The sequence below is a fragment of the Pseudomonas sp. E102 genome (genome assembly GCF_052660185.1).
The window spans coordinates 721,416-733,718 of the sequence record NZ_CP084025.1 but is presented as its reverse complement, the minus strand read 5'-3'; the positions used below and the strand labels follow the sequence as shown (position 1 = coordinate 733,718).

Annotated in this window: 13 protein-coding genes and 1 tRNA gene; 3 read left to right on the top strand and 11 right to left on the bottom strand. The window is 60.0% G+C overall.

Annotated elements, in window-relative coordinates:
- Positions 1 to 36: 36 nt before the first annotated feature.
- The 5 genes from DOCECA_RS03555 to dapA form a co-directional block, all read right to left on the bottom strand.
- A tRNA-Ser gene (locus tag DOCECA_RS03555) sits at positions 37 to 126 on the bottom strand.
- 83 nt (positions 127 to 209) lie between these two features.
- Complete coding sequence (purC, locus tag DOCECA_RS03550; RefSeq protein WP_025212375.1) at positions 210 to 923, bottom strand: phosphoribosylaminoimidazolesuccinocarboxamide synthase; 714 nt, start codon at positions 921 to 923, stop codon at positions 210 to 212.
- A gap of 28 nt (positions 924 to 951) precedes the next feature.
- Entirely contained in the window at positions 952 to 1,710 is a 759-nt protein-coding gene (locus DOCECA_RS03545) for an MBL fold metallo-hydrolase (protein ID WP_420766700.1), read from the bottom strand.
- 4 nt (positions 1,711 to 1,714) lie between these two features.
- Positions 1,715 to 2,830, bottom strand: coding sequence for an outer membrane protein assembly factor BamC (gene bamC / locus DOCECA_RS03540; RefSeq protein WP_420766701.1), 1,116 nt, complete (start codon positions 2,828 to 2,830; stop codon positions 1,715 to 1,717).
- A 17-nt stretch (positions 2,831 to 2,847) separates the two neighbouring features.
- On the bottom strand, positions 2,848 to 3,726 hold the full coding sequence (dapA, locus tag DOCECA_RS03535; protein WP_420766702.1) for a 4-hydroxy-tetrahydrodipicolinate synthase: 879 nt from the start codon (positions 3,724 to 3,726) through the stop codon (positions 2,848 to 2,850).
- Between the two features lie 315 nt (positions 3,727 to 4,041).
- On the opposite strand from dapA, the gene DOCECA_RS03530 reads away from it, so the two are divergent.
- Positions 4,042 to 4,602, top strand: a complete 561-nt coding sequence (locus tag DOCECA_RS03530; protein ID WP_003184325.1) for a glycine cleavage system protein R — start codon at positions 4,042 to 4,044, stop codon at positions 4,600 to 4,602.
- Between the two features lie 10 nt (positions 4,603 to 4,612).
- Positions 4,613 to 5,086, top strand: a complete 474-nt coding sequence (locus tag DOCECA_RS03525; RefSeq protein ID WP_434675234.1) for a peroxiredoxin — start codon at positions 4,613 to 4,615, stop codon at positions 5,084 to 5,086.
- 138 nt (positions 5,087 to 5,224) lie between these two features.
- Here the strand turns inward: DOCECA_RS03525 and DOCECA_RS03520 are convergent, their stop codons facing one another.
- Together DOCECA_RS03520 and DOCECA_RS03515 are read right to left on the bottom strand one after the other, a co-directional pair.
- A complete protein-coding gene (locus tag DOCECA_RS03520) occupies positions 5,225 to 6,295 on the bottom strand; it encodes an AI-2E family transporter (protein ID WP_420766704.1) in 1,071 nt (356 codons plus the stop codon).
- A 29-nt stretch (positions 6,296 to 6,324) separates the two neighbouring features.
- Positions 6,325 to 6,564 carry a sulfurtransferase TusA family protein gene (locus DOCECA_RS03515; protein ID WP_434562826.1) on the bottom strand — a complete coding sequence of 80 codons (240 nt, stop codon included), beginning with the start codon at positions 6,562 to 6,564 and terminating at the stop codon, positions 6,325 to 6,327.
- A gap of 98 nt (positions 6,565 to 6,662) precedes the next feature.
- Between DOCECA_RS03515 and DOCECA_RS03510 the strand changes: the two genes are divergently transcribed.
- Positions 6,663 to 8,096: a M48 family metalloprotease gene (locus DOCECA_RS03510; RefSeq protein WP_445571446.1), complete on the top strand. Its 1,434-nt coding sequence runs from the start codon at positions 6,663 to 6,665 to the stop codon at positions 8,094 to 8,096.
- A gap of 70 nt (positions 8,097 to 8,166) precedes the next feature.
- Here the strand turns inward: DOCECA_RS03510 and DOCECA_RS03505 are convergent, their stop codons facing one another.
- The 4 genes from DOCECA_RS03505 to rpoE form a co-directional block, all read right to left on the bottom strand.
- Positions 8,167 to 9,594, bottom strand: a complete 1,428-nt coding sequence (locus DOCECA_RS03505; protein ID WP_420766707.1) for a DegQ family serine endoprotease — start codon at positions 9,592 to 9,594, stop codon at positions 8,167 to 8,169.
- 229 nt (positions 9,595 to 9,823) lie between these two features.
- Positions 9,824 to 10,771 (bottom strand): MucB/RseB C-terminal domain-containing protein, encoded by a 948-nt coding sequence (locus tag DOCECA_RS03500; RefSeq protein WP_420766708.1) that lies wholly within the window; start codon positions 10,769 to 10,771, stop codon positions 9,824 to 9,826.
- A gap of 8 nt (positions 10,772 to 10,779) precedes the next feature.
- Positions 10,780 to 11,367 carry a sigma-E factor negative regulatory protein gene (locus DOCECA_RS03495; RefSeq protein WP_039593313.1) on the bottom strand — a complete coding sequence of 196 codons (588 nt, stop codon included), beginning with the start codon at positions 11,365 to 11,367 and terminating at the stop codon, positions 10,780 to 10,782.
- A gap of 30 nt (positions 11,368 to 11,397) precedes the next feature.
- Positions 11,398 to 11,979 carry an RNA polymerase sigma factor RpoE gene (gene rpoE / locus DOCECA_RS03490; RefSeq protein WP_003172477.1) on the bottom strand — a complete coding sequence of 194 codons (582 nt, stop codon included), beginning with the start codon at positions 11,977 to 11,979 and terminating at the stop codon, positions 11,398 to 11,400.
- Positions 11,980 to 12,303: the final 324 nt, after the last annotated feature.

Sequence of the window (12,303 nt, the reverse complement as noted above, 5' to 3'; positions counted from 1 at the left end):
CCCGTAACTCATTGAGTTACAGGGGTTTTCTGAATATGGCGGAGAGATAGGGATTTGAACCCTAGGTACTGTTGCCAGTACAACGGATTTCGAATCCGTCCCGTTCGGCCACTCCGGCATCTCTCCAGTGGCGCGCATCATACCAGCACATTCGCCGGAAGCGAACCCCCGGGCGAAATTTTTTCCGTGCTATCAGTCGCTTGCGTCGACTACAGCGGTACACCCAGGCGCTGGGCGACTTCTTCGTAGGCTTCGATGACGTCACCGAGGCCTTGGCGGAAGCGGTCCTTGTCCATTTTCTTCTTGGTGTCCTTGTCCCACAGGCGGCAGCCATCCGGGCTGAACTCGTCGCCCAGGACAATGGAGCCATCGCTGAACACACCGAATTCAAGCTTGAAGTCCACCAGCAGCAGGCCCGCGTCGTCGAACAGCTTGGTCAGCACTTCGTTGACCTTCAGGGACAGTTCCTTCATGCGAGCCAGTTGCTCGGCGGTGCCCCAACCGAAGGCCACGACATGGGATTCGTTGATGAACGGGTCGCCCTTGGCGTCGTCCTTCAGGAACAGCTCGAACGTGTAAGGGTTGAGCTTCATGCCCTCCTCCACGCCCAGGCGCTTGACCAGGCTGCCAGCGGCGTAGTTACGCACGACGCATTCGACCGGGATCATGTCCAGCTTCTTGACCAGGCACTCGTTGTCGCCCAGCAGCTTATCGAACTGAGTCGGCACGCCGGCGGCTTCGAGCTTCTGCATGATGAAGGCGTTGAACTTGTTGTTCACCATGCCCTTGCGGTCGAGTTGTTCGATGCGCTTGCCGTCGAACGCCGAAGTGTCGTTGCGAAACAGCAGGATCAAGCGGTCAGCGTCGTCGGTCTTGTAAACCGACTTCGCTTTGCCGCGGTAGAGTTCTTCACGTTTTTCCATGATGGGCTCCGCTTGCTAAGTAGATGGGCTAGGCGATATGTCGCCAGTCGAGCCCTGAATCTTGATCGGCCAGTTGCAGCCAGTCCGGGTCGCACCCAAGGGTGTCGACGAAACATTGCCGGGCCAGCTGCGGCAGGTTGTTCTTGCTGCTCAAATGGGCCAGGACCAGGTGTTGCAGGCCTTGCCAGCCCAACTCGGCCACCAGGTATGCCGCCTGGTGGTTGTTCAAATGTCCGTGCTCCCCGCCTACCCGCTGCTTGAGAAAATACGGATAGTACCCACGCGCCAACATGTCCCGGCAGTGGTTGGACTCGATCATCAACGCATCGAGGTCCCGGTAGCTGTCCATGACCCTGTCGCAATACGATCCCAGGTCGGTGAGCAATCCAAAGCGCCGCTCGCCGTCGCTGAACACATACTGGGTTGGCTCCCGGGCATCGTGGGCCACACTGACCACGCTGATATCCAGGCCGCCGACACGCAGTTGCTCGCCGCCGGCCACGAAACCAGCTGGCTCGATGGGTTTGCGCAGGCCTTCGAACGTCCCACGGCTCAGGTACACCGGCAGATTGTAGCGCCGAGACAGCAAACCCACGCCATGCACGTGGTCGGCATGTTCGTGGGTCACCAATATCGCGCTCAGTTGCGCCGGGTGCACACCCAGGCGCAGCAGGCGCTTCTCGGTTTCCCGCAGGGAGAAACCACAATCGACCAGAACGTAGGTCCCAGCACTGGCTATCAGCGTGCCGTTCCCCTGGCTACCGCTGCCGAGAACGGCAAAACGCATCGGATCAGCCCAGGTTGTCCTGAATCACGCCCAACACCTTGCGGGCTACATCGGCCGGCGCCACGGTGTTGATGTTCTTCTCGACGGTGACCTGGACGTTGTCGCCGACCTTGCTCAGGCGAACCTGGTAACGCTCGGCGCGGGCTTCGATTTCTTCCTTGTCCGGCGCGCTGCCGAACAGGTTGCTGAAGAAGCCAGGCTTCTCGTCTTTCTTCTCGGCTTTTTCAGCCAGGTTGATGTAGTACAGGCCCAGGCTGCGGTTGATGTCTTCAACGCGCCATTCGCCCTGCTCCAGCGCACGACCCACGCTCGACCAGGCACGGTCGAGGTCGGAGCCGACGTTGAGCACCGGGTTGCCGCTGCCGTCTTCGCTCAGGCTGACGCGGCTTGGCGTGTCGTAGTCGCGGGTCGCGAGCATCGAAACCGAACCGCCCTGCTCCGCGGTGCGGCTCATGCTGGCAAGCATGTCGTCCACCAGCGCGGCGTCGAGGCCGGTATTGACCGAGCGATTGGTGAAGGCCACGTCGGCGGTGCTGCCGGCGGGACGCTCGGCGCTGACCACGTAGATCTCACTGGTGTTGCGCTGTACGCCCGGCTCGATCCGTACGCGCACGCGGGTTTCGCTGTCTGCCGAGACACCGGCGGCGCTCAGGCGCTTGGCCATGGCGGCGGACAGTTCATCGGAACGCTGCCAGGTGGTGGTGAATTCACCCGTCTGTGGGCGCTGCTCGTCCAGGCGGAAACCGTTGTCCTGGAAGAACTGGATCGCCACCGGCCAGACTTCGGCCGGTGGGTGCTGGCCCATGACCCAGCTGGAGTCACCGCTCTTTTGCAGGGTGTAGTCACTGGCATCGGCCACGGCCGACAGCGGCTGTGGTCGCGGGACAACGTATTCGCCCTTGACGCTGTCGTCGGCGACGTTGCGCGGGATCGGCAGCAGCGGATCCAAACGCTTGGCGACGCTGACGTCCGGTGGCAGTTGCATCGGTGCAGTCTGTTGCGCTTCGAGGTAGTCGCTACCACGGTCGCGGAAGTAACCATCCGGTCCCCAGATCCACCCGCAGCCACTGGTGCTGGAGATAATCAAGGCAAGTGCGGAAAGTCCGGCCATTCGCTTCATGCGTTGTACTTCCTCAATTAAACCAGGACGCCGGACTGGCGCATGGCCTGCCGCAGCGGTTCGTGACAGGTGTTGCTCAACCAGGTGAGCGGCAGGCGAATGCCTTCGTGCATCAGGCCCATTTCGACCAAGGCAAACTTCACCGGGATCGGGTTGGCTTCGATGAACAGGTCCTTGTGCAGCGGCATTAGTTTTTCGTTGATTGCACGTGCGGTCTCGGCATCGCCCTTGAGCGCGGCCTCGCACAGATCGGCCATTTCTCGCGGAGCGACGTTGGCGGTCACGGAAATATTGCCCTTGCCGCCCAGCAGGATCAGCTCGACGGCTGTCGGGTCATCGCCAGACAGCACGATGAAATCCTTGCTGACGCCATCGAGGATGGCCTTGGCCCGTACCAGGTCGCCCGTGGCTTCCTTGATGCCGATGATGTTCGGCACGGTGGACAGGCGAATCACGGTCTCGGCTTGCATATCGCAGGAGGTGCGGCCGGGAACGTTATAGAGGATCTGCGGGATGTCGACCGCTTCGGCAATGTACTTGAAGTGCTGGTACAAGCCTTCCTGGGTCGGCTTGTTGTAGTACGGAACGACCAGCAGGCAGGCATCGGCGCCGGCTTCCTTGGCGTTGCGGGTCAGTTCGACGGCTTCGCGGGTCGAGTTGGCTCCGGTGCCGGCGATCACCGGAATGCGGCCGTTGACCTGCTTGACGACGGCGCGGATGACTTCGATATGTTCGTTGACATCAAGGGTAGCCGACTCGCCGGTGGTGCCGACGGCGACAATGGCATGGGTGCCGTTTTCAAGGTGGAAGTCCACGAGTTTGCTGAGGCTGGCCCAGTCAAGACGCCCTTGTGCATCCATGGGTGTGACCAGTGCCACCATACTGCCCGCAATCATGAAACCGCTCCTGCCGGAAAAAGAGAGCCGTAATGGTACTGGCGCCAAGATGCTTGTACAAGCGAACTCCCATTCCCCTTGGCGATGGTTTTCGCTACCCTTCAGGCTTTGATCGGTAGCGATAAGCTCATACGCCGGTCCCCAGCCTCCGTTTTCGTCGTTACAAGCCCCGATCCTGCGTGTGTCCCGGTGTATTTGTGTTGCCCCGCAACGCAACGCATCCACGAGGCGAAGGGCTTGAACCGTTCGATTTCCCAAGGCTGGCACCACATCGAGCTGAAACGTACCGACCGCTCATCGCTTTAGGAATGCTGCATGTCCACCCCCACAGTCCGCGAACAATTCCTTGTTATCAGTGCCCTCGGCGCCAACCCCATGGAGCTGACTAACGTCCTGTGCCGCGCCAGCCATGAAAATCGCTGCGCCGTCGTGACGTCACGCCTGACCCGTCATGGCGAGTGCAGCGCGCTCGTGCTGGAAATTTCCGGCAGCTGGGACGCGCTGGCCCGCCTTGAGGGCAGCCTGCCCGTACTGGCCAAGAAACATGCCTTCACCGTCAACGTGGTACGCAGCGCCGCCTTGGAGAATCGTCCCCAGGCCCTGCCTTATGTGGCTTACGTGAGCTCGGCCTACCGCCCGGACATCATCAACGAGCTGTGCCAGTTCTTCATGGACCACCACGTCGAACTGGAGAACCTGACCTGCGACACCTACCAGGCCCCGCAGACCGGCGGCACCATGCTCAACGCCACGTTCACCGTGACACTGCCGGCCGGCACCCAGATCAGCTGGCTGCGTGATCAGTTCCTGGATTTCGCCGATGCGATGAACCTGGACGCATTGATCGAACCGTGGCGCCCACAAAACCCAATGTAAGGAAGCGTTCATGGCCGTTGCCATCGACCAGCCGGTTACCGATTTCCAGGCGCCCGCCACCAGCGGGCAGACCATCAGCCTCGCCGCCCTGAAGGGCAAGCAAGTGGTCATTTATTTTTACCCCAAGGACAGCACGCCCGGCTGCACCACCGAAGGCCAGGGTTTCCGCGATCAGTACGCGCAATTCCAGGCCGCCAACACCGAAGTGTTCGGCGTCTCCCGGGACAGCCTCAAGTCCCACGAGAACTTCAAGTGCAAGCAGGAATTCCCCTTCGAGCTGATCAGCGACAAGGACGAAGCGGTTTGCCAGTTGTTCGACGTGATCAAGTTGAAGAAGCTTTACGGCAAGGAATACCTGGGCGTTGATCGCAGCACGTTCCTGATCGATAAACAGGGAGTGTTGCGCCAGGAATGGCGTGGCGTGAAGGTGCCGGGGCATGTGGATGCGGTGTTGGCGGCGGCTCAGGCGCTCAACAAGGCCTGAGTTTTTTCGTTGTCAGCTTCGGCCTCATCGCGAGCAAGCTCGCTCCCACAGGATTTCACGGAACACCGCAAATCCCCTGTGGGAGCGAGCCTGCTCGCGAAGAGGCCGGTAGCCTCACCGGCTAGGCTAACTCACCTCTTATAACAACGGCGCCACCACCGGCTCCTTGCTCGGCCACGCATCCAGCACCGCCTTGAACAGCGTCGCCAGGGGAATCGCGAAGAACACTCCCCAGAACCCCCACAGTCCGCCGAACAACAGCACTGCGCAGATAATCGCCACCGGATGCAGGTTCACCGCCTCGGAGAACAGCAACGGTACGAGCACGTTGCCGTCCAGGGTCTGGATGATTCCGTAGACGGCCATCAGATAGATGAACTGATCGCTCCAGCCCCACTGGAACAGTGCGATCAATGCCACCGGCACGGTCACCACTACGGTGCCGACGTAGGGCACCACCACTGAAATACCCACCAGCAGCGCCAACAGGGCGGCGTAATTGAGCCCCAGGGCGACGAAGCCGATGTAGGTGACGCCGCCACAGATAAAAATCTCGATGACTTTCCCGCGGATGTAATTGGCGATCTGCCGATTCATCTCCTGCGCCACCCGGGTGATCAATGCCCGTTCGCGCGGCAGGTAACCGCGGACCCAGCGTCCGATCATTTCCCGGTCCTTGAGGAAGAAAAACACCAGGATCGGCACCAGCACCAGATAGATCATGATGTTCACGAGCAACGGCAGGCTGGACAGCGAAAACGTCAGCGCCCACTGGCCGAACTTGCCGATCTCGCCGCGTACCACTTCGATCGTCTGCAATACCTGCTCGTCCGAGACCAGGTGGGGATAACGCTCCGGTAGCAGCAACAGCAGCGATTGCCATTTGACGAGCATCCCCGGCAATTCGTTGAACAACGTCACCAACTGGTGCCACAGCAAGGGCACGATCACCACCAGGAAGACCACCAGCACGCCCATGAACAGCGCGAACACCAACCCTACCGCGACCGAACCCGGCAGTCGCAAGCGCTCCAAAGTGATGACCAGCCCTTGCATCAGGTACGCCAGCACCATCCCCGCCAACACCGGTGCCAACATGCCGCCCAGCGTGAGCACGGCGGTAAAAGCCAGGAACAGGAGCACTGCCAGGACCACCGCCTCTTCATCGGAAAAGTAGCGCTGAATCCAGTCGCGTAACACTTTGAACATTAAAAATCCCTAAGAGATGTCGCCTGCCTTCAGGCTTTTTTCAACCAGTAACGGTAGGTGCCGTTTTCGTCCTCTTCACGCAGCAGCGTATGACCGGCCAACCGGGCGAAGGTGCGGAAATCGCGCTGGGAGCCAGCGTCCGTGGCGGTTACCTTGAGCACGGCGCCACTGGTCAGACGATTGAGTTCCAGCTTGGCCTTGAGCAACGGCAACGGACAATTCAGGCCACTGGCGTCCAGCTCGGCATCGTGGGCTACAGCATCGGTCATTGTTTCACTCCGCAACGGGTCGTCGAGCCGCCTAGAATATCTGGTCCCGGACCCGCTGTCCGGCTACAGTAAGGTCTTTGTCGACTAAGGCTTCGTGCATGACATTTCTGCGCCCCACCCTGCTGACGCTCGCCTGCCTGCTTGCCTCACCGGGCTTCGCCGACGACCTGCCGTCACTTGGCGACGCCAGTTCTGCCATCGTCTCGCCAGAACAGGAGCACCAACTGGGCCGCGCCTGGCTGGCGCTGCTGCGCAGCCAGGTTTCACAGCTCAACGACCCCCAGCTCAAGGACTACGTCGAAACCAGCGTCTACAAGCTGGTGGAGACCAGCCAGGTCAATGACCGGCGCCTGGAATTCATCCTTATCAACAGCCCGCAGCTCAACGCCTTCGCCGCACCGGGCGGAATCGTCGGGGTCAACGGCGGGCTATTCCTCAACGCACAGACCGAAGGCGAATACGCGTCGGTCATGGCCCACGAGCTGGCGCACTTGTCGCAGCGCCACTTCGCCCGTGGCGTGGAAGCTCAACAGCGCATGCAAGTGCCGATGATGGCCGCGCTGCTGGCTGGCATCGTGGTCGCCGCCGCTGGCGGGGGCGATGCAGGGATTGCCGCCATCGCGGGGACCCAGGCCGCCGCCATCCAGGAGCAACGGCGCTTTTCACGCCAGAACGAACAGGAAGCCGACCGAATCGGCATCCAGAATCTGGAAAAAGCTGGGTACGACCCTCGATCCATGCCGACCATGTTCGAGCGTCTGATGCGCCAATACCGCTTTGACGCCAAGCCTCCGGAGTTTCTGTTGACGCACCCGGTCACCGAGTCGCGTATCGCCGACACCCGCAACCGCGCCGAACAGGCCAAGCCGGGGGGCATCGAGGACAGCATGCGTTATCAACTGATTCGTGCGCGCGTCCAGCTGACCTATGAGGAAACCCCAGGCCTGGCCGCCAAGCGCTTTCGCGCACTGTTGGACGAGAACCCCAAAAACGATGTGGCCCGCTATGGCCTGGCCATCGCCCAGGTCAAGGGTGGCCAGTTGAATGAAGCGCGGGAGAACCTCAAGCCGCTGCTGGCCAAATCACCCAACGAAATCATCTACAACCTGGCCCAAGTCGATCTGGACATTACCAACAACAAGCTGGCTGACGCCCAATCCCGCGTCGACCGGATGCTGGTTCAATACCCTGGCAACTATCCGCTCAACCAAGTGCGCGTCGACCTGCTGCTAAAGCAAAACCGCCCCGCTGACGCAGAAAAAGCCCTGGAGACGCTGCTCAAGAATCGCCCGGACGATCCGGACGTCTGGTACATGGTTGCCGAGACGCGCGGCCTGTCGGGCAACATCATCGGCTTGCACCAGGCCCGCGCCGAATACTTCGCGTTGGTCGGCGACTATCGCCAGGCGATTCAACAATTGGACTTCGCCAAACGCCGCGCCGGCGGCAACTTTCCATTGTCGTCCCGCATCGACGCACGGCAGCGTGAGCTTATGGAACAGGAGCGAATGGTCAAGGACATGATGGGCTGAGCTTCAGCCAGGCATAAAAAAAACCGCCTCGACATACATCGAGGCGGTTTTTTTTCAGCTGCAGACGGGCTTATTCAGCCAGTTTGAACGTGATGAAGCTCGCACGTCCCTGGCGCAGGACTCGCATCGACACCGAGCGATTCTTCGGCAGGGCCTTGGCGATATCGGTGAATTCCTTGGCGGACCCGATGGCCTGGTTATTCAGGTGCGTAATGATGTCGCCCGGTTGCAGGCCGATCAGTGCAGCAGGACCGTCCTGTACCTCCCTGATCACCACGCCGCCCTGCAGTTCCAGAGTGCGCTTCTGCTCGTCGGTCAATTCGACCACCGCGACGCCCAAGCGATTACTGCTGCGCTCTACGCCGGACTTGGGCAGCGAATCCAGCTCCTTGCCCTCTTCCGGGATAGCGCCAACGGTCAACTCGACGTTCTTGCGCTTGCCTTCGCGAATCACTTCGAGGCTGGCCTTGGCACCGGCCTTCAGGGCACCCACCAGGTGCGGCAAGTCGGCGGACATGACGATCGGCTGGCCATTGAGGCTGAGAATCACATCACCAACCTGCAAGCCGCCCTTGGCAGCCGGGCCACCTTCCTGGATCTGTGCCACCAGGGCACCGGCGGGTTTTTCCAGCCCGAACGACTCGGCCAGGTCCTTGTTCACTTCCTGGATGACCACGCCCAGCCAGCCACGGCTGACTTTTCCTTCGCTTTTCAACTGATTGGAAACGTCCATGGCCACGTCGATTGGAATGGCGAAGGACACACCCATGAACCCGCCCGAGCGGGTATAGATCTGGGAATTGATGCCCACCACTTCACCGTCAAGGTTGAACAACGGGCCGCCGGAGTTGCCGGGGTTGATCGGCACGTCAGTCTGGATGAACGGCACGTAGTTCTCGTTCGGCAGGCTGCGGCCGATGGCGCTGACAATGCCCTGGGTCACGGTGTGGTCAAAGCCGAACGGCGAACCGATCGCCACGACCCATTGGCCGGCCTTCAGGTTCTGGGATTTGCCAAGCTTGAGGACTGGCAAATCCTTGCCTTCGATTTTGAGTAGCGCCACATCGGACCGTGGATCGGTGCCGATCAGTTTGGCCTTGAGCTCACTGCGATCGGCCAGGCGGACCAGGATCTCATCGGCATCCGCGATGACATGGTTATTGGTGAGGATGTAGCCATCGGGCGAAATAATGAAACCCGAACCCAGGGATTGCGCTTCCCGCTGGCGGCCACCACCCGGTGAACGAGGCTGCGGCATTCCGCGCTCGAAAAACTCGCGCAGCATGGGTGGCAGACCTTCCAGGTCCGGCATCTGTGGGTCCATCACCCGGCGCTCAGGCAGCTTCTGCGTCGTACTGATGTTCACGACTGCGGGTGAAGCCTGTTCGACCAGTTGGGTGAAGTCCGGCAATTCGACCGCCGCTGCGGGAACGGCCTGACCGAGGACCAGCACGGTGGCGAATATGGACAGATAGGTTTTCAAGCGTGGTATCGACATACGGCTCCCGTTACGACGAGCATGGTTAAGCGATATGGAGCTGAAACACCGGAGAACGATACGCCGGTATTTTCGTTCCGCAAACAGACAAGGCCAGAGCCGAGCGGCTCTGACCTAATAGAAAAAAAATCGATTTTTTGCAAATGAAAATGCTGACAGGAAGTTTCAGCAATTCGATCAAGCCTTGGCGTTAACCGCCTGCCGCGCAATCGAGCCACTTGCGCAATGGCTACTTGGCTGCCGCGACGTCGGAGCGCATGGAAAGCGCGATCCGTTCCGCCGTCCCGATAGGTATCTCACCTACCACCGTGACCATCATTTCACCTTGCGGCGTGGTCAGACGGCGGGATACGGCGGCGGTCGGACCTAGCTGAGTTCGGGTATCGGTAGCCGTGGCGCCGTTCAACGGTTCCAGAAACACCGAGAACCGAGCCAGGCCATCGTCGTACATGAGGCTGCTGACCTGCACTTTGGTGTCCGGGTCATTTCGCGCAACACTGCTGGTCAATTCAAAGCCCGGCGGAAGCCAGTCCGAACGCCATGCGGTCTTCACTGCCGTCGCCTTGTTCGGATCCTGCGCAACAGCCGTGCATTCGGCACTGGCCTGCAGGTCAGCGTCCGAAGGTGAGGTGATGTTCAGGCGGGTGAATTGAAAGCGTTCGAGCAACTGTCCCTTGTCGTTGAGCAGCAGGGATTTGAGCGGCAGCCCGGTTTCCTTGTCCAGATGCAACTCGAACCCGTAGCGATGCTGGTCCTTCGGAGTCAGGGCCACAATGACAGCTTGTCGCCCAGCCACACGCGACTTGCCGATCACGGCAAGGTCATACCAATTCTTGAGTTTTTGCGGATCGAGCGCACGTGCAGTGCCATCTGGCGTATTTCCCAGCCCGGCGATCAAGGTGCCACTGACGCATTGAGTACGTCCATCAATGCGCATGACCTCCTGTGCCGAACCGTCGAGCTGGAGCAACCGCTCGCGGATTTTGCCATCCTGGACGCGATGCCAGATGTTATGGGTAGAAAAACTACCGTTACGCTCGTAAACGAAAGTGCCCTGGAAGCTTTGCTGTTGCTCGGCTTGACTCAGACGATTAAGCCAGTCTTGAGCCTCGCCGGCATGGGCTGGAATCACGCACCAGCCACCGAGCAGAAGCGATAAAAGAGGTATGGCGCGCATGGTCCTCCTTAACGGTTTTCCAGACTGGCCGCGCGAGCGTAGGGCAGCGCGCTTTCAGTGCCCTTCAATGCAGCCTGTTGGGCATGCTGGCGCAGATAGTTAGGCAGGCGCTGATCGTGCCAGCCTGGTTGTCCTTGCAGGACACCATTGTTCATCGGGCCAGCAGCTTCCGAACCTTCACTGTAGCCGGCCAGCACCGCAGGACCTTTGACCTGTGGCGTTGCCAGGCTTGGCTGGTTCGATTGCTGCGCCATTTGAACGCCAGCGATCTCGTCCTGGTTGTACAACCGCACACCGGCCAGTACCGCAACGGTGACCGAAGCAGCTACAGCCAGGCGACCCAGGCTGCGCCATGGACCGCGGGAGGCTTTTGCCGGTACGGCTTCATCAGCCAGCGCAGCAGACACTGCCGCAGCGATATCCAGACGCGGAAGCAGCAGGTCCTTGTGCATGACAGCCCGGGCGATCTGATAGCGCGCCCAGGTCTCACGGGTTTCAACGTCGTCGAAGGCATTCAATACCCGACGTAATTCCAATTCGTCCGCTTCGTTATCCATCACTGCGGACAGCGATTCCTGCAGGGCTTCACGACTCATGGCGTTCCTCTCTTGGCTGTCGCCGCTGTCTCAGTTTTCCTGCAACAACGGTTGCAGGGCTTTATCGATGGCCTCCCGAGCGCGGAAGATCCGGGAGCGCACGGTACCCACCGGACATTGCATGACGCTCGCAATGTCCTCGTAACTCAGACCGTCGAATTCACGTAAAGTTAAAGCCGTACGCAAATCTTCAGGCAATTGCTGGATGGTTCGATGGACGGTGCCTTCGATCTCATCCCGCAGTAACGCACGCTCCGGAGATTCGAGGTCCTTGAGGCCATGATCGCCATCGTAGAACTCAGCATCTTCGGAACTCACATCACTATCCGGCGGCCGGCGGCCGCGTGAAACCAGATAGTTTTTCGCCGTGTTAATGGCGATGCGGTAAAGCCACGTGTAAAACGCGCTATCCCCGCGGAAATTTCCAAGTGCGCGGTAGGCCTTGATGAAGGCTTCCTGGGCAACATCCTGGGCTTCATGGGTGTCGTGCACGAAACGCACGATCAACCCGAGAATTTTGTGCTGGTATTTCAGCACTAGCAGATCGAAAGCTCGCTTGTCGCCGCGCTGAACGCGTTCGACCAGCTGCTGATCCTCTTCCTGGGTTAGCATGAACACTCCTCGATAAGCTCGAAGGAGGGTTGCACTACTAATCGACCGGGCTTGCAAACATAGACTCGGGCTTTTCGCAAAAGTTCTCCCCCTTCCAAGCAAGTTTCCGGCGCGCTCTGATCCGGCACGCACGAAAAACGCAGCACGAGATTCCCCGGCTGCGCGAATAATCTGTCGCCGGGCCTGTCGGACGAGGATTTGAATCGAAGTCCTTAACCAACCCGACGCTGTTCCCTTTTGCAGACAACCGTCTATTGAACGTAGGCGCCTGGCAAAAGTTCCCGCTATTTTCAGCTCTTCGAAACGAAAATCTGGCAACCGTGA

What these genes read in the sequence shown, in the direction of transcription:
- purC (WP_025212375.1), bottom strand. Translation starts at nt 923, where the DNA reads ATGGAAAAACGTGAAGAACTCTACCGCGGCAAAGCGAAGTCGGTTTAC.
- DOCECA_RS03545 (WP_420766700.1), bottom strand. Translation starts at nt 1,710, where the DNA reads ATGCGTTTTGCCGTTCTCGGCAGCGGTAGCCAGGGGAACGGCACGCTG.
- bamC (WP_420766701.1), bottom strand. Translation starts at nt 2,830, where the DNA reads ATGAAGCGAATGGCCGGACTTTCCGCACTTGCCTTGATTATCTCCAGC.
- dapA (WP_420766702.1), bottom strand. Translation starts at nt 3,726, where the DNA reads ATGATTGCGGGCAGTATGGTGGCACTGGTCACACCCATGGATGCACAA.
- DOCECA_RS03530 (WP_003184325.1), top strand. Translation starts at nt 4,042, where the DNA reads ATGTCCACCCCCACAGTCCGCGAACAATTCCTTGTTATCAGTGCCCTC.
- DOCECA_RS03525 (WP_434675234.1), top strand. Translation starts at nt 4,613, where the DNA reads ATGGCCGTTGCCATCGACCAGCCGGTTACCGATTTCCAGGCGCCCGCC.
- DOCECA_RS03520 (WP_420766704.1), bottom strand. Translation starts at nt 6,295, where the DNA reads ATGTTCAAAGTGTTACGCGACTGGATTCAGCGCTACTTTTCCGATGAA.
- DOCECA_RS03515 (WP_434562826.1), bottom strand. Translation starts at nt 6,564, where the DNA reads ATGACCGATGCTGTAGCCCACGATGCCGAGCTGGACGCCAGTGGCCTG.
- DOCECA_RS03510 (WP_445571446.1), top strand. Translation starts at nt 6,663, where the DNA reads ATGACATTTCTGCGCCCCACCCTGCTGACGCTCGCCTGCCTGCTTGCC.
- DOCECA_RS03505 (WP_420766707.1), bottom strand. Translation starts at nt 9,594, where the DNA reads ATGTCGATACCACGCTTGAAAACCTATCTGTCCATATTCGCCACCGTG.
- DOCECA_RS03500 (WP_420766708.1), bottom strand. Translation starts at nt 10,771, where the DNA reads ATGCGCGCCATACCTCTTTTATCGCTTCTGCTCGGTGGCTGGTGCGTG.
- DOCECA_RS03495 (WP_039593313.1), bottom strand. Translation starts at nt 11,367, where the DNA reads ATGAGTCGTGAAGCCCTGCAGGAATCGCTGTCCGCAGTGATGGATAAC.
- rpoE (WP_003172477.1), bottom strand. Translation starts at nt 11,979, where the DNA reads ATGCTAACCCAGGAAGAGGATCAGCAGCTGGTCGAACGCGTTCAGCGC.